The sequence below is a fragment of the uncultured Algibacter sp. genome (assembly GCF_947487605.1).
Taxonomy (GTDB): Bacteria; Bacteroidota; Bacteroidia; order Flavobacteriales; family Flavobacteriaceae; genus Algibacter_D.
In genome coordinates this window covers 65,211-82,428 of the sequence record NZ_CANKXK010000013.1, presented here as the reverse complement: position 1 = coordinate 82,428, position 17,218 = coordinate 65,211, and the positions used below count along the sequence as shown (strand labels likewise).

Here is a 17,218-nt window from a genome sequence, read left to right as displayed (position 1 = left end):
ATTTCAACACTTTAATATACTAAATATTCTGCTTTTCTATGCTGAAAATTTGACTTTCTTACGTCGAACTCAGGTTAGTAGTAAGTTCATTTTCAATTAACGGTTTGTTGCTTTTCTTTTTATCGCTAATTGATATGGAAGGAATACTCCAGAAATTTATAAAAAGACATCTAATTAAACATTTACTAGGGATAATAATTTTTCTATGTGGATTTGGGGTTTATTTAGGAAGATTTCTGCGCTATAACTCTTGGGAAATTATTAATAAACCACTTAGCTTGTTTAATGACATAATACATATTGTCATTTTTCCAAACCTATATACAGAAGCTTGGTTATTCACTATTTTATTTGGAGTCTTTTTAAGTATTGGCAACTGGATGTTCAAACAGATTTATAGTATACCTACTAATCAAAAAATAAAAAACCCCCTTATAAAAAATAAGGAGGCTTAATAATTTAAATTTATGCGGGTAATTATTCGTTTAAATAATTCATCAGACCTGAATAATCACCATATCCTTGACTATAAATTATTTTTCCATTTTCATCAAAATCTAAAGAATTATATACTTTAATAACTCCAGATTTTGCCTCAGTAGAATCTGTTGCAGGCAATGTCACTTCCCATGCCCCATAATAACGCACAGATCCGTCAGGTTTTTTGGTATCTGGATTAACCCCAGGTAAAAGTTGCACTGGAGTTGATAAAAATTTAAAATCATATCTAGCTAAAAACTGCTTATCCATAGCCTTAGCTTCGTCACTCTGAATCATTATTGAGTCTACTTCTGCACCAAAAAAGGTGTTTAGCCCAACAGCATTTTCGGCAAAAATGGAATAGTCTAGTGTCTCATTTTCCCAATCGGAAATAGATTTTAAAACAGTTTCGGAGTTTTTCTTGAATAAATCGTTAGCCGAATTATCTTCTTTAGGTACTTCCTTGCAGCCAACAATTAATAAAGCTAAGCAAAGAATAGAATACATAATTTTCATAATATTAGTGGTTTTGTAGTTAATTGATGAAAGATAGTATATTTATTTAACTTTTAAATATGTACCCATTTGCTTTACCCCTTTCCATCAACATAATCTTGTAAATAAGAAAAATGTTCTGTCAATTTTCCATTCTCAGTAATTTTTGCACGATTGAGAATACCATCGCTATCATTATTAAAAAAAGCTGGAATAACATGTTGTAAAAACATCTCGCCAAAACCTTCGCTTGCGTCTTGAGGGAGTTCACAAGGTAAATTATCGACTGCCATAACGGTTATGGCTTTTTCATTTTTAAAGTCTATTTCTTTTTCTGACTCTGGGTCGTAACCATAAATGGGGTCTGCTATGGTTGAAGCTCTTAATGTTGTAGCTACTGGACCATCGACATCGCAACTTATATCTGCCACAACTTTAATGTTGAAATCTTTTGATTTTACATCTTCTCTGGTATATAAATATGGGGCGCCATCGCCATAAAAATGACCTGCTATGTAATAATCGGTTACTTTGGCAAATCGCATAAAATTAGACTCATAATCTTGTGGATTATCGAAAAAATCAAAATTATCAATGACTTTACTGTCTTTACGTTTATTATAATCTAGAACATCTATTTTACAATATACGGGTTCATTGAATGTTTTATTTAAATAGTCATTAACTGAAACGGGGGTAATACCCATAGCATCTAGCATTTCTTGGGCGCCATTTGCTACTTTTCCGCTTCCCGTTAATAGTATTTTTATGTTTGGTATGTTTAAACTATTTAATTCTTGAATTAAAGCGGCTTGGTTTGGTAATGGGCCTGCTTTTGGTAACTCCCAAGTATTGAATTTTAGCCCCCAGGCTCTAAATCCGTTGTATGCGCCTACGATGCCTGCGTAACGCCCAAAACCTATTAATCGGAATCCTTTTTGGTTCACTATAGTTTCATGGTCGTAAAGCTCAATATTTTTATCCAATATGGCCTGAAGCAATTTGCGATTATAAGGTTGTTTTTTAATGGTATGAGAAAAGAAGAAGTATTTTTTGTTTGGTATTAGTGCTTCAATAGGTACTTCTTTTACACCTATCATGACATCGCAATCTGAAACATTATTTGAAACTTCAAATCCAGCATTTTTGTATTCTTGGTCTGGGAATACTCTAATATTTGATGATTCTACCGTAAAAACGGCTTCTGGGAATTGTTTTTTAGCTTCTGCCAACTTTGACGGTGAGAATACCACACGACGGTCTGGTGGATTTTTACGCTCTTTTATTATGGCAAACTTCATAAGGTTATTTTTTACTGACACGAATATAATTTGGTATAAATTTTGACTAAATGTAATAGATTTGAAGTGGTAAACAAAGTTTTTTGATACCTTTGCTGCCCGCGTTAGGGATGGAGGCATTGTTGAAGCTCTTTTTGTGTTGTTGCACCTATGCAACACAAAAAAGCGACTGCCGAGAGCCCGACCCTTGGGTAACGCCCTAATTATTATTACTATTTCATTAAAAAACGGGGTCGACTGGTTTTGACAGCGAGATTAATTGAACGGTAAGCACGTCGTGTAATGGCATTGAAACACGTTAAAGGCTAGACCAAATTTTAAACGGCGAGAATAACTACGCTTTAGCTGCATAATCTGAATTATAGTAGGATTGGCCTAGGTACACAAGGTGTACAAGCTTTATGTCTCTGGAAAGCCTTGATTGACGGCGTTCTATTTTGAGGCATCGTAAATGTCAATATAGATTGGGTAGCGCTTTGATGCCCTTTTGAAACTAAAGAAGCTAAGTTATAAGTAGGTTGTCTTTAACCAGCTTTTAATTGAAAAACTAAGAAAAGAATAAACGTGTAGAAAGCTCTTTGGTTACTTGTTTGGACGAGAGTTCGATTCTCTCCGACTCCACTTTTAGAGTATCAAAACTCTTCAAAAACCCTGTAAATTTATGATTTACAGGGTTTTTATTTTCTCTAATTTCTAAAAATTAAGTAGAAACAACTTATTTAAAAAAAGTTCCTTTATTAAACATATAACCATGGGACTTTAGCTCTATTATTCAAAATCATATTAAATCTCGAAGTCTTTGCGCTGCTGTTTCTGCCGTTATATCACGTTGTGGCGACCCAAACATTTCATAGCCTACCATAAACTTTTTAACAGTTGCACTTCGTAATAATGGTGGATAAAAACTCATATGCCAATGCCAATGTGAATTAGCTTCGCCATTGGTTGGTGCTTGATGAATACCACTAGAATATGGAAAAGATGTGTTGAATAACTTATCATACGCTTTTGTGATAACTGCTATGGCTTCAGCATATTGAAAAGCCTCGTTATTGGACATATCTAAAATATTCGATTGATGCATTTTAGGCACAATCATTGCCTCAAATGGCCAAATTGCCCAAAATGGTATAAGCACTACAAATCCATCATTCTCAAAAATAATTCGTTCTTGCTGTTCTAATTCTTGATCCAAATAATCTCCAAGTAAACTTCTCTTGTTCTTTTTATAATAAGCTAATTGTTGGGTATTCTTTTTATCTACTTCATTAGGAAGGGTGGACTGACTCCAAATTTGACCATGTGGATGTGGATTACTACAACCCATTACTGCACCTTTATTCTCAAATATTTGAACATAATTTATGTTGTCATGGTTTCCTAATTCCTTGTACTGCTTTTGCCATGCAAAAACCACCTTTTGAATTTCACTTGGTGTCATATCTGCCAAACTTTTAGAATGGTCTGGACTAAAGCAAATTACCTTACATATACCTGTTTCGCTTTGAGCGTGTAATAAGCCATCATTAACGGAGAATACTGGTGAATCATTTTGTAGCGCAGCAAAATCGTTGGTAAAAACAAAAACATCTTCATATTTAGGGTTCTCTTCGCCATTAATTCTTGTGTTACCTGCACATAGATAACATGTTTCGTCATAAGTTGGTCTAACTTCATTCGAAACTGCTTCATTTTGTCCCTGCCATGGTCTTTTTGCTCTATGTGGTGAAACTAAAATCCATTCACCTGTAAGTATATTAAAACGCTTATGCGAATAATCTTGTAAGTCTGTATTTTTCATTGTTAGTTGTGCTTGGTTATTTTACGAGGTGTGTTCCTTGGGATAATTCGATAAAATATACTGAACAATCTTTATCAAATTTCTTTTTGTAAGCTTTAGAAGTCATTTCGGAAAATGATTTTGCTTCGCTCTTTGCTATTAGGTTAATAGTGCAGCCGCCAAAACCGCCACCCATCATTCTAGCTCCTAAAACATGTTTGTTTTTCTTAGCCTGATCAACGAGAAAATCTAATTCTTCGCAACTAACTTTGTATTGATTTGATAAACCTTCATGCGATTGATATATTAATGATCCTAGTTTTTTTAAATCTCCATTTTCTAAAGCTTTTGCAGCTTTAATAGTTCTAGCATTTTCTTGAATTACGTATAAGGCTTTCTGGTAATTAGCTGGAGTAACTTTATCTATTATGGTTTCTAAATCTGTTTCCGTTGCATCTCTAAGTGCTTTTACCCCTAGTAATTCTGACACTCTTTCGCAAGCAGAACGTCTATCGTTATAGGCACTATCAGACAAGCTATGTTTAACATTTGTATTAATAAGCATCAACTGATGATCTTGAAACTCTATCTTATAGGGTTTAGACTCCACACTTCTACAATCTAAATGCAAGGCATGGTTTTTAATACCAAACATACTAGCGTATTGATCCATAATACCACAATTTACCCCTACATAATTATGTTCAGCCTTTTGAGAGATTAATATCATTTCGTGCTTAGAAAGCCCAAGGCCAAATAATTCATTTAGTCCAAATACAACACTGTTTTCTAATGCTGCCGATGACGACATACCTGCGCCACCAGGTATATCCCCTTTGAAAATGATATTAAAGTCGCCTACAACTTTATTTCGGTTTTGAATTTCGGCAACAACACCAAATACATAGTTTTCCCAACTTCCTTCAGCTGATGGTTTTAATTTATTTAGCTCAAACTCTACGGTACTATCCAAATCTAAAGCGATAGCCGTACAATTTCCAGAATCACTTTTTTGAATTGCTGCTGCTATTCCTTTATCAACCGCTGCAGGAAAGACAAAACCATCATTGTAATCGGTATGTTCTCCGATAATATTTATTCTTCCAGGAGAAAAAACAAGCAAGGGTTCTGTTTTAAACTCTTTGATAAATGTTTTTTTTACATCCTTAATTAGTGTTGCGCTCATCTTAGTTTAGTTAATTAGTTATATAATATTTAAGTTCCAAATAATATTGTAGATCGCGTTTGGTTTTAAAATTTTCAAGCCTATTTTATTATTAAAACTATCTGAAACACCAGTTGTTGGTTCTATAGCTATAACATTTTTCTTTGGTGGTGTATATACTTGTAAAAAATTATCTTTTTCACTAGAATCCAGTACAAATTTATAATCAGGGGTATTGAATTGCACCTTATTTGAATTTAAAACCCAGCAATCGTCTAACTGTTTATCTTTTATGTCTAGAGTTCCTTTGTCTTCTATTTTTTCTATACTAGTTGTTATATTCCTTTCACCTAAAACTATTTTTTTATTACTTGAAAAATTCAAGCTACTGCTATATAGATTCTCACTTAAGAAGTAAGGATGCCAACCAAGTGTAAAAGGAAATGACTTAGAATCTGTATTTGTAATAGAAACATTTAAATTTAGTGATTTTTTTGTAAATGTATAAACTAAATTTACCCGATAAGTGTACGGAAAGCCTTTAATAGGATAAGTTTCAGTATAGCTAAGTTCAACCGAAACCTTGTCTTCATTAATATTTTCGCTTATAACCTTAAAAGTTTTGTTATAAACCAAACCATGAAGGGCATTTTGTTCTTTTTTCTGATTAGTATCTAACTGAAATTTCTCTCCATTAAAAGCATAAGCTCCATCTTTAATACGATTAGCAAAAGGAAATAAGATTGCAGATGCATAAGTGTCTGCATATACAAGAGGGTTTAAAACCCCGATTACAACTTTTCCATCTAGTGTTAGTTCTTGTAAACTTGCTCCTTGGTTAAGGTGAATTTTAGCATTTAAAGATTTATTTAAATTCGATATTTCTAAAATGTTAGACTTTTGGTTTAGTTTAGTTTGGTACACTTCTATTATTTTTAAATAATTTATATTGAATTTCTGATAATTAAATTATTAGGATTGGCAATCTTTTTTTGCTCTTTATTAAGTATCATTTCTGCTAAACTTTTTCCCATAGCATTAAAATCTGTTGAGATGGTTGTAATACCTCCTTCAACTATTTCTTTTAACAAAGTGTCGTTATAAGATATAACTCCAATATCCTTAGAGAGTTTCAAACTCTTATTCTTTATCAATTTTATAATTCTTAACAGGTTTTTATCTTCTGGTATTATATAAAGCTCGCCAGAGGTAACATCTCTATTTTTTAATGAATTAATTACTTTAAAATTAAAATTTTGTTGCCTACAATATTTAACGAAACCATCCAGCATACCTCTTGGTTGCCTTTCTTCTGAAAACACTAAAACTAATTTTTCATATTTCTTAATAACAATGTCTGCTTTAGTGAGATTTTCAAAAATATCTTCTTCAAAGTTTTGATAAACAGAAGGATAATGCATTAAATCTTCATGAATCTGATCTAAAATATATACTTTATCATTTGGTAAATTTTGAATCATGGTATTAGTTTCCTTTAAATTGGCAGGCATGATAACATAAAAATTATAAGCTCCAATATTGTCAAAAATTAGCTTGTCAAAAATTTTTCTGTTAAAATGATGAAAGAAAATATCAACTTGCACATTTTCGCCTAAGCCTTCCAAAAACGAATTATACAAATCTTCTTTAAATGAATTTAGTTCATCAAAAAGTAAAAAAATTTTTTGGTCAACTTTAATGTCTTCACTAGAAACATAATAACCTTTACCAACTACAGATTGAATAATACCTCTGTTTTTTAACTCATTAAAAGCAGTTAAAACAGTATCTCGAGAAAGCGAGTGCTTATTCTTTACATCATTTATCGATGGTAATTGATCTCCCTTTTTAAGAATACCAGATGTTATAGCCGTTTCAATAGAATTAACTATTTGCTTATACTTAGGTACGCTTATTTTATTTTTTATTGTAATCATAAATATAGAACAAATCTATAAATAATTTTTCAACAAACCAACTAGACCCTACTAGTTTGTTTTTTTGTTTTAAAAACACAATTTTTTGAATTTTAATTTCTATATTTGACTTCTTAACACTAACCAAACTAAATATTTTATTATGACAGCAGGATTTGAAATTTGGGACTATATAGTCTTTATTGCTTATGCTATTTTAATTTTAGGTGTAGGATTATGGGTTTCACGAGATAAGGAAGGACATCAAAAAAATGCCGAAGATTATTTCTTGGCTAGCAAATCATTACCATGGTGGGCTGTAGGAGCTTCTTTAATAGCAGCAAATATTTCGGCAGAACAATTTATAGGTATGTCTGGTTCTGGGTTTGCTTCTGGATTAGCTATAGCTTCTTATGAATGGATGGCAGCTATTACTTTAATTATAGTTGGTAAATATTTCTTACCCATTTTTATAGAAAAAGGTCTTTATACTATTCCTGAGTTTGTTGAAAAACGATTTTCTACTAACCTAAAAACAATTTTAGCAGTATTTTGGATTGCTTTATATGTTTTTGTAAATCTTACTACAGTACTATATTTAGGCTCTTTAGCTTTAGAAACAATTATTGGAATACCATTAATTAACGGAGTAATTGGTCTAGCATTATTTGCAGCTGCGTATTCCCTATACGGCGGCTTATCTGCTGTAGCTTGGACAGATGTTATACAAGTTATATTTTTAGTTTTAGGCGGATTAGTTACTACATATTTAGCTTTAAATACGGTTTCAAATGGAGAAGGATTTATAGCAGGATTAGGCAAAGTTTATGATGCTGTTCCTGAACGCTTTGAAATGATATTAGATAAATCAAACCCAGAATATAGCAACTTACCTGGACTTGCTGTTTTAGTAGGAGGTATGTGGGTTGCAAACCTTTATTACTGGGGTTTCAATCAATACATTATTCAAAGAACTTTAGCCGCTAAATCATTAAAAGAAGCCCAAAAAGGTATTTTATTTGCAGCTTTCTTAAAATTAATAATTCCTTTGATTGTTGTTATTCCTGGAATTGCGGCTTACGTTATAATTAATGATCCTGAGATAATGGCAAGATTAGGAGCAATGGCTCAAGAAAATATGCCATCTTTAGAGCAAGCAGATAAAGCTTACCCTTGGTTATTACAGTTTTTACCAACGGGACTTAAAGGTTTAGCTTTTGCAGCATTAGCAGCAGCTATTGTATCATCTTTAGCATCTATGTTAAATTCTACATCTACCATATTTACTATGGATATTTACAAACAATATATTAATAAAACAGCTAGTGATAAAGCTACTGTTAGTACAGGAAGAATATCTGCCTTTGTTGCATTATTAATTGCTTGTATGATAGCTCCGCTTTTAGGAAATCTAGATCAAGCATTCCAGTTTATTCAAGAGTATACAGGCGTAGTTAGCCCAGGTATATTAGCAGTATTTTTATTAGGATTATTCTGGAAGAAAACCACAAATAAAGCAGCTATTATTGGAGCATTAGTCTCTATCCCTATAGCAATGTATTTTAAAGTAGCACCTAAAGGATGGTCTACATCTTCTTTCTTTGTAGATGTACCGTTTATGGATCAAATGGGATACACTTTACTTTTAACTATGTTGGTTATAGGCATACTTAGTTATTTACAACACAAAGGAGCAGATGATGAAAAAGGGATTCCAATTACTAAACAGCTTTTTAAAACCTCACCTTTATTTAACATAGGATCTTTTGCTGTAATGATAATTCTAACCGTTCTATACGCCTTATTCTGGTAAAATAAATTAGTACAATATTTGAAAAGCCTTATAAAATTATAGGGCTTTTCTTTATACGAAATTATTTTATTTATAAATAAAAAAAATTAAATATCTTTAAATACTATAAGTATTATAGTTGAAATACTTAGACCTTCAACAATATAACATTCAAATTGCTGTTTAAAAAGAAAAATTAACATGAAATATTTAGCAAAATCAATCTTACTTTTTGGTTTCGTATGCCATCTCATAAGTTGTTCAAACGACAACAATAATACTCCTCAAGAAAGCTTAGAGTTTCAAAAAATAACCAATGTTTCTTATGGAGCAGATAGTAACCAAACCTATGACATTTACTTGCCAGAAAACAGAACCACGACCACCAAAGTCATGATATTAGTACATGGTGGTGGTTGGAGTTCAGGAGATAAAAGTAGCATGAATTATTTAGTCGATTTATATCTAAATGACTTCCCAAATATAGCTTTGGTAAATATCAATTATCGTTTATCAGATGAAAATAATCCACCCTATCCAATGCAAATTGATGATATTACCACAATTATAAATCAGTTAAAATCCAAAAAAGAAGAATATGTTATTTCTGAAGAATATGGCTTTTTAGGCGCAAGTGCTGGCGGCCACCTCTCTTTACTTTGGAGCTATGCATTCGATACTGGTAATAATGCAAATATGGTTTGTAGTATTGTTGGGCCAACCAACTTCACAGATCAAGCATACTTAGATAATACGAATCCAGGATTACAACTATTATTAGATAGCTTTGGTGTTGACCCAACAATAGAGTTTCTCGAAGAGGTTAGCCCATTACACCAAGCCACAGCTTCTTCACCTCCTACTATTCTTTTTTATGGAGGACAAGACCCTTTAATACCTACAACACAAGGAACAGGACTAAGAGATAAGCTAAACACCCTTGGTGTGACAAATGAATTCACGCTTTACGCTGAAGCTGGCCATGGTTGGGGTACAAGTATAGATGAAGTTCCATTATTATTAGACACTTGGAGTAAAATAAAAACCTTTACCAATACATATCTTTAATTAATGTCTATAAAAACCCCATATCTATTTGCATTAATTTTTACAATTTCAATCTTTAGCTGCAAGAACAAATCAACTACTAACTCTAAAGAAGAAGTAACCCAAAAATCGAACAAGATACCTGATAATATCCCAGAGGGCATGGTCTGGATTCCTGGAGGCGTTTTTAATCAAGGGGCTGTTCCTCAAGATAAAATGGCTATGTTGCACGAAAAACCTCAGCATCCTGTTTCGGTTGATGGTTTTTTTATGGACATAACCGAAGTTACTAATGCGCAATTCTCAAAATTTGTAGAAGAAACGGGGTATATAACCATAGCAGAAAGAGAGATTAATTGGGAAGAAATAAAAAGGCAGTTACCTCCTGGAACACCTAAACCTCATGATACCATTCTTAAACCAGGGTCATTACTATTTAAAAAAACTAAAGCCTCTGTCCCAAACTTATACGACTTTTCACAATGGTGGGATTGGGTAATTGGTGCTAATTGGAGACATCCTAATGGAAAAGACAGCAATATTGATGGTAAAGACAACTACCCAGTAGTTCATATCTCATACAAAGATGCTTTGGCATACTGCGAATGGGCTGGAAGACGATTACCTACAGAAGCTGAGTGGGAATATGCTGCAAGGGCAGGAAAAAACAATACTATTTATTTTTGGGGAGATGACAAATCGAAACTTTCAAAAATGGTGAATAGTTGGGAAGGTGAATTTCCAGTAAGCAATACTTTAGAAGATGGTTTTGAAAGACTAGCTCCTGTTAAATCTTACCCAGCAAACAGCTTTGGACTTTACGATATTGCTGGCAACGTTTGGGAATGGACTAACGATTGGTACAACACCAATTATTACAATGAACTTAAATTACAAAACACGACTATTAACAATCCTACTGGAGCAACAACGGCATACAACCCAAACAATTCATATATAAAAGAAAAAGTAATAAAAGGCGGTTCCTTCCTTTGTAGCGATTCTTATTGTGCAAGCTATAGAGTATCATCAAGAATGGCTAGCGATATCGATTCTGCGCAAGAGCATTTAGGTTTTAGAACAGTTGCGACTCCAGAAATGCTTAATTAAAATTGTTATTTATCCTTTAAACTCTGTTTTTACATGAGCCCCATCGCAGAATGGTTTATTATTTGACGCTCCGCATCTACAAAAAGCAGTGGTTTTATTTTTAGTTTCAGACGAACCATCCTTATGAGTTACATGTAGCGTTCCATAAACAAGTAATGGACCATTCTCTAAAACCTCAACTTTGGTCTCTAAAACTTCCGAAGTGTTATCTTCATCAGAATTCATAAAATAGCTTAGTGCACCAGAAGGACATTGTTTAACCTGTTTAACCAATTCATCTGTTGTAGCAGCTTCAATATTTATCCATGGTTTATCTTTAGGCTTAAAAACCTTTGGAAGCCCTTTAACACATATAGCCGAATGGATACACTTCTCTGCTTCCCAAACAATAGTTACGTCTTCGTTCGAATACTTTTTAGTTTTTCCCATATCAAAATGTTTTTTACTAAATATACAAAAAAATAGATTCAGAAAATATCCCTTTTTTTGTTATTCATTTCTAACTTTATAATGCTTATTTTTGTTAGAAACAGAAAAATAAACACTTTGTCCTACTTTAAACTAGGTCTTAACTACGCTAAGAAACAAGACCAAAACGACGAATTATCTACTTACCGAAACCAATTTCATATTCCTAAAAACAAACAAGGAAATGACTTGATTTATATGACTGGTAATTCATTGGGATTGCAACCAAAATCCACAAAATCTTATATAAATCAAGAACTGGAAGACTGGGCTAATTTAGGAGTAGAAGGTCATACTGAAGCTAAAAACCCATGGCTTCCATATCATGAATTTTTAACTAAAAGTACTGCTAAAGTGGTTGGCGCAAAACCCATAGAAGTAGTTGTAATGAATACACTTACAACCAACTTACACCTAATGATGGTCTCTTTTTATCAGCCTACAAAAACACGCTTTAAAATACTTATTGAGAGTGATGCTTTTCCTTCTGATAAATATGCCGTAGAATCGCAATTAAGGCATCATGGATTTGACGACAAAGAAGGCCTTATTCTATGGAAACCCAGAGAAAACGAAGAACTCTTAAGATATGAAGACTTAGAAACAATTCTTAAAGAACAAGGCGACGAGATTGCATTAATAATGATTGGTGGCGTGAATTATTATACGGGGCAGTATTTTGATTTAAAACGCATCACAAAATTAGGGCATCAACATGATTGTATGGTAGGTTTCGACTGCGCTCATGGAGCTGGAAATGTTAAACTTAACCTGCATGATTCTGGTGCAGATTTTGCTGTTTGGTGCACTTACAAATATTTAAACTCTGGCCCAGGTAGTTTAGCTGGTTGCTTTATAAATGAAAGACATGCTCATAACAAAGCGCTTAATCGTTTTACTGGATGGTGGAGTCATAACAAAACAACACGTTTTAATATGCGCGATGAGTTTGATCAATTACCTGGAGCAGAAGGCTGGCAGTTAAGCAACCCTCCTATTCTATCTATGGCGGCCATTAAAGCATCATTAGATATATTTAATGAAGTTGGCATTGAAAAATTAGTGAAAAAGTCAAAAAAACTAACGGGTTATTTTGAATTTCTACTAAAGCAACTTGGAGAAAATGCAATTAAAATAATAACACCTTCAAATCCTGAAGAACGTGGATGCCAACTATCTATACAAGTTTTAAATGCGGATAAAACATTACATAACAAACTAACAGAAGCTGGAGTTATTAGCGATTGGAGAGAACCAGACGTCATTCGTTGTGCTCCTGTGCCTTTGTATAATTCGTTTGAAGATGTGTATTTAATGGTTGAAAAACTAAAACTTATTTTGAATGAATAAACAACAAAACATATTAATCATAGGTGCTGGTCTCTGTGGTTCTCTTTTGGCTTTACGCCTAGGGCAAAGAGGTTATAATGTTGTCGTTTACGAAATGCGTCCAGATTTACGCAAAGTAGACATAAGTGCTGGTCGGTCTATAAATTTAGCATTTTCAGATCGAGGCAATAAAGCAATGAAACTAGTTGGACTCGAAAATATTGTAAAAGAACTTTGCATTCCTATGAATGGTCGCATGATACACGACAAAAAAGGTAACACACATTTATCAAATTATAGTGGTCGCGATCACGAATACATAAACTCTGTTTCACGTGGTGAGCTGAACGCTTTATTACTAAATGAAGCCGAAAAACATAAAAACGTAACCATTCATTTTAATAAAAAATGTAAATCGGTAAACTTCGAACAAACAACAGCGCTATTTAAAGATTACGATACAAAAACAGAATTTATTGAGGATGCCGATGCCATAATTGCAACCGATGGAGCAGGATCTGCTATGCGAAAAAGCTATTATTTAGGCAAGAAGTTTTTATTCAGTTTTTCACAAGAATACTTAACACACGGTTATAAAGAGTTAAGCATTCTCCCCAAAGAAAATGGAGATTACAAGACCTATAAAAATGCCTTACATATTTGGCCTCGTGGTGATTTTATGCTCATCGCTTTACCAAATTTAGATGGTAGCTTCACGGTAACATTGTTTTTAAGTTTTGATGAAGGTAAATATAATTTCAACAATCTAACCAATGAAGAATCTGTACTCGAATTTTTCAAAAAAGAGTTTCCAGATGCACTTGCGCTTATGCCAAATCTTCTTGAAGACTTTTTCGAAAACCCAACAGCTCCATTAGGTACAGTAAAGTGTGCTCCATGGCATTATAAAGGAAATACATTGCTAATGGGTGATGCGGCACATGCCATTGTTCCATTTTACGGTCAAGGTATGAATGCCTCATTTGAAGATGTGATTGAGTTTGACAAGGCCTTAGATAAAAACCTAAAAAACTGGGAAGCAGTTTTCAAAACCTACGAATTTAATCGTAAAAAAGATACTGATGCCATTGCAGATTTAGCTATAGATAATTTTCATGAAATGAAAGACCATGTAGCAAACCCTATTTTCCAAGAAAAGCGTAAATTGGAAATGGCTTTGGAAAAAACATATCCTAAGGAGTATTCGTCAAAATACTCCTTGGTAACTTTTAACGAACACATAAGTTACAGAAAAGCAATGCTAATAGGCAGAGCACAGGACAAGGCTATTTTAAATTTACTATCAGATGGAAAAATAAGCCTAAATGATGATTTAAAACTTGTACTAAATAAAGTGCAAAAAGAAACTGAGGCTATTCTAGAAGATGATAGAATTGCTGGGCTACACCAAAGTTAGAAGTTAGAAGTTAGAAGTTAGAAAAAGTATAAACGGATAAGTCAAGTCCCAAATCAATTCAAGGAATTGACCATTGAAATGTAGAAATAATGATCGAAGGAATGGAGATGCAAAGCAAAGCTTTAAGCACGAAATTCCGAAAGAGAATGTTCCACAGGAATTTCCTCATTTCAATATGATTTTTTGGTTCGTTTTGTATCAAGACAAAATGAACAAGAAACAAAATAAATGAGATCTTGAAACAAGTTCAGGATGATAAAGTAGTAAACTATGAGTAAAAAAAATGATGAGACTCCTGCCTCCGCAGGAACAGGCGTAACACCAAGAGGAGCCTACCCCCACACCAAACGAGTAGGCAATTTTATCTTCGTTTCTGGAACCAGCTCCCGTCGCCCAAACAATACTATAGCAGGAGTCGATATAATTGACGAAATGGGAACAAAACATCTAAATATTGAAGTTCAAACCCGTGAAGTTTTAAAAAATATAGAAAAGAACCTAGCCAAAGAGGGTGCCACCTTAAAAGATGTAGTAGATGTCACTTCTTTTTTAGTAAACATGAATGATTTTGCAGGATATAACAAAACTTACGCCGAATTTTTTGACAAAGAAACAGGACCAGCTCGAACAACTGTAGCAGTACACCAATTACCACATCCAGATTTGGTTATTGAAATTAAGGTTATGGCTTATAAACCGCAATAAAGTATGATTAAATTTTTTCGTCACATACGTAAATCTCTAATCATGGAAAATAAAACTTCCAAGTACTTTAAATATGCTATTGGCGAAATAATTCTTGTGGTTATTGGAATCTTGATTGCTCTACAAATAAACAATTGGAATGAATCTCGTAAACACCAAGAATATGAAATCCAACTTCTAAAACAACTAAAAACCGATTTAAAAAGTAATGCAAATGATTTAAAATTCAATATTAGTTTGCAAAACAAAACCATTAATTCATGTCATTTATTAATAAATCATTTAGATAACAAATTACCATACAACGACTCACTGAGAATACACTTTGCAAATACAGGTATTTGGACAAAGTTTATTGTAAATGCAGGCGCATATAAAACTATCGAATCTAAAGGTCTCGATTTAATTACTAACTTAGAGTTAAGAGATTTAGTTTTTAGAATATATGAAGGCAACCTCAACTGGCTAACTCAAATGGAAGAAACAGCAATTAATCAAGCCGAAAATTTTCGTATTAGACAAGCCTTCAAGTATTTTAACAAATGGAATGCTATTAGTGTGACCAACAAAAGGTATGGAGATGGAACTGCTGAAGTTATTGATTATTCAAAAATAATCGAAACCAATGACTTTTTATATTATCTTAATTCTTATATGAATATAAATAAAATTGTGTTACAAGTAAGTGAAGGTTACTTAGATGATAATATACAAGCCCTGACTATTATAGATAACATAATAAATTCAAAGAATTAAATTGAACATCCAAAACTACATAAACGGTCAATTTGAAAACCCAATCTCAAAAGAATGGATTGATAATTACAATCCTGCAAACGGAGACGTTTATGGACAAACACCTAACTCTTCTAAAAAAGATGTAGAAAAAGCATATCAAAGCGCCAAAGCTGCTTTCAAGCAATGGTCGCTAACCACGTTAGAGGAGCGTAGCAAAATCTTAATTAAAATTTCTGAACTACTTGAAGCTAATTTAGACCGATTTGCGGAAGCCGAAAGTAAAGATAACGGTAAGCCCATTAGTTTAGCAAAAGCTATAGATATTCCAAGAGCAGCAAGTAATTTTAGATTCTTCGGAAATGCCATTACACAATTTGCTAGCGAAAGCCATGAAAGTGTTGGTAAAAATGCCATAAATTATACCTTACGGCAACCTATTGGTGTTGTTGGGTGTATTTCACCTTGGAATCTCCCGTTATATTTATTCACTTGGAAAATTGCTCCAGCCATTGCAGCAGGAAATTGTGTTGTTGCCAAACCTAGCGAAGTTACACCTATGACTGCTTACTTATTAGGAGAAATTTGTAACGAGGCTGGTTTACCTGAAGGTGTTTTAAACATAGTTCATGGCTTAGGGACAACAACTGGACAATCCATCATACAACATCCAGGTATTAAAGCTATTAGTTTTACAGGAGGCACAGCTACTGGCGCACATATAGCCAAAGTTGCTGCTCCCATGTTTAAAAAATTATCATTAGAACTTGGAGGTAAAAACCCAAATATCATTTTTGCAGATTGCGATTATGATGACATGTTGAAAACCACGGTACTTTCATCATTTGCTAATCAAGGTCAAATTTGCTTATGCGGAAGCAGAATTTTAGTAGAAGCTTCTATTTATGAAAAGTTTAAAGAAGATTTTGTTGAAAAAGTAAAACAGTTAAAAGTCGGTCATCCATCAAAAGACACAACCAATATTGGCGCATTAGTTTCAAAATCGCATTTAGAAAAGGTTTTAAATTACATTGATATTGGTAAAAATGAAGGCGGGAAAATACTCTGCGGCGGCAATAAAGTTATCGTAAAAAATTACGAAAACGGGTATTATCTAGAACCCACCATTATTGAGATTAAAACAAATGAATGCCGAGTGAACCAAGAAGAAATATTTGGACCCGTAGTAACTATTATGCCTTTCGAAACTGAAAATGACGTTCTAGAAATGGCTAATAAGGTGAAATATGGATTATCGACAACATTATGGACAAATGATTTAAAGCGTACCATGCGTATGAGTACCCAATTACAAGCAGGTATTGTTTGGGTGAATACTTGGATGTTGCGTGATTTACGTACACCTTTTGGTGGTATAAAAGCTTCAGGTGTTGGTCGAGAAGGCGGTTTCGAAGCTTTACGGTTTTTTACAGAAGCTAAAAATGTATGTATAAAATATTGACAATTTATTGTCATGC

General features: G+C 33.3%; 15 protein-coding genes, 1 other RNA gene and 1 pseudogene. 10 read left to right on the top strand and 7 right to left on the bottom strand.

Annotation, left to right across the window (positions count from 1 at the left end; all coding sequences use genetic code 11):
* Positions 1–86: 86 nt before the first annotated feature.
* Positions 87–455, top strand: a pseudogene (locus tag Q0739_RS15080) (DUF1361 domain-containing protein); the annotation flags it as partial.
* A gap of 22 nt (positions 456–477) precedes the next feature.
* Here Q0739_RS15080 and Q0739_RS13955 read toward each other — a convergent pair.
* Positions 478–996, bottom strand: coding sequence for a hypothetical protein (locus Q0739_RS13955; protein WP_298239348.1), 519 nt, complete (start codon positions 994–996; stop codon positions 478–480).
* Between the two features lie 74 nt (positions 997–1,070).
* Positions 1,071–2,276 (bottom strand): NAD(P)-dependent oxidoreductase, encoded by a 1,206-nt coding sequence (locus Q0739_RS13950; protein ID WP_298239347.1) that lies wholly within the window; start codon positions 2,274–2,276, stop codon positions 1,071–1,073.
* A 229-nt stretch (positions 2,277–2,505) separates the two neighbouring features.
* Here Q0739_RS13950 and ssrA point away from each other — a divergent pair.
* Positions 2,506–2,900, top strand: a transfer-messenger RNA (tmRNA) gene (gene ssrA, locus Q0739_RS13945).
* 154 nt (positions 2,901–3,054) lie between these two features.
* On the opposite strand, the gene Q0739_RS13940 is transcribed toward ssrA, so the two are convergent.
* Genes Q0739_RS13940 through Q0739_RS13925 form a run of 4 tightly spaced genes read right to left on the bottom strand, consistent with a single transcriptional unit; the run spans position 3,055 to position 7,164 of the window.
* A complete protein-coding gene (locus tag Q0739_RS13940) occupies positions 3,055–4,077 on the bottom strand; it encodes a UDP-glucose--hexose-1-phosphate uridylyltransferase (protein ID WP_298239346.1) in 1,023 nt (340 codons plus the stop codon).
* 16 nt (positions 4,078–4,093) lie between these two features.
* Positions 4,094–5,242 (bottom strand): galactokinase, encoded by a 1,149-nt coding sequence (gene galK, locus Q0739_RS13935; RefSeq protein WP_298239345.1) that lies wholly within the window; start codon positions 5,240–5,242, stop codon positions 4,094–4,096.
* Positions 5,243–5,260: 18 nt separating this feature from the next.
* Positions 5,261–6,145 (bottom strand): aldose 1-epimerase, encoded by an 885-nt coding sequence (locus Q0739_RS13930; RefSeq protein WP_298239344.1) that lies wholly within the window; start codon positions 6,143–6,145, stop codon positions 5,261–5,263.
* A 20-nt stretch (positions 6,146–6,165) separates the two neighbouring features.
* A complete protein-coding gene (locus Q0739_RS13925; protein WP_298239351.1) occupies positions 6,166–7,164 on the bottom strand; it encodes a GntR family transcriptional regulator in 999 nt (332 codons plus the stop codon).
* A 136-nt stretch (positions 7,165–7,300) separates the two neighbouring features.
* Here Q0739_RS13925 and Q0739_RS13920 point away from each other — a divergent pair, with 136 nt between their 5' ends.
* From Q0739_RS13920 to Q0739_RS13910, 3 genes are all read left to right on the top strand, one after another.
* Positions 7,301–8,950 (top strand): sodium/sugar symporter, encoded by a 1,650-nt coding sequence (locus Q0739_RS13920; RefSeq protein WP_298239343.1) that lies wholly within the window; start codon positions 7,301–7,303, stop codon positions 8,948–8,950.
* Positions 8,951–9,130: 180 nt separating this feature from the next.
* Positions 9,131–9,997 carry an alpha/beta hydrolase gene (locus tag Q0739_RS13915; RefSeq protein WP_298239342.1) on the top strand — a complete coding sequence of 289 codons (867 nt, stop codon included), beginning with the start codon at positions 9,131–9,133 and terminating at the stop codon, positions 9,995–9,997.
* Positions 9,998–10,000: 3 nt separating this feature from the next.
* Positions 10,001–11,086 carry a formylglycine-generating enzyme family protein gene (locus Q0739_RS13910; RefSeq protein WP_298239341.1) on the top strand — a complete coding sequence of 362 codons (1,086 nt, stop codon included), beginning with the start codon at positions 10,001–10,003 and terminating at the stop codon, positions 11,084–11,086.
* 9 nt (positions 11,087–11,095) lie between these two features.
* Here the strand turns inward: Q0739_RS13910 and Q0739_RS13905 are convergent, their stop codons facing one another.
* Positions 11,096–11,515 carry a (4Fe-4S)-binding protein gene (locus Q0739_RS13905; protein ID WP_298239340.1) on the bottom strand — a complete coding sequence of 140 codons (420 nt, stop codon included), beginning with the start codon at positions 11,513–11,515 and terminating at the stop codon, positions 11,096–11,098.
* Positions 11,516–11,632: 117 nt separating this feature from the next.
* Here Q0739_RS13905 and kynU point away from each other — a divergent pair, with 117 nt between their 5' ends.
* From kynU to Q0739_RS13880, 5 genes are all read left to right on the top strand, one after another.
* Entirely contained in the window at positions 11,633–12,904 is a 1,272-nt protein-coding gene (gene kynU / locus Q0739_RS13900) for a kynureninase (RefSeq protein ID WP_298239339.1), read from the top strand.
* Positions 12,897–14,300 (top strand): NAD(P)/FAD-dependent oxidoreductase, encoded by a 1,404-nt coding sequence (locus Q0739_RS13895; protein ID WP_298239338.1) that lies wholly within the window; start codon positions 12,897–12,899, stop codon positions 14,298–14,300. Before kynU ends, Q0739_RS13895 begins: the two co-directional genes overlap by 8 nt.
* Before the next feature lie 270 nt (positions 14,301–14,570).
* Positions 14,571–15,005, top strand: a complete 435-nt coding sequence (locus Q0739_RS13890; RefSeq protein WP_298239337.1) for a RidA family protein — start codon at positions 14,571–14,573, stop codon at positions 15,003–15,005.
* A 42-nt stretch (positions 15,006–15,047) separates the two neighbouring features.
* Positions 15,048–15,761 (top strand): DUF6090 family protein, encoded by a 714-nt coding sequence (locus Q0739_RS13885; protein WP_298239336.1) that lies wholly within the window; start codon positions 15,048–15,050, stop codon positions 15,759–15,761.
* Between the two features lies 1 nt (position 15,762).
* Positions 15,763–17,202 carry an aldehyde dehydrogenase gene (locus Q0739_RS13880; protein ID WP_298239335.1) on the top strand — a complete coding sequence of 480 codons (1,440 nt, stop codon included), beginning with the start codon at positions 15,763–15,765 and terminating at the stop codon, positions 17,200–17,202.
* The last annotated feature ends 16 nt before the right edge of the window (positions 17,203–17,218 follow it).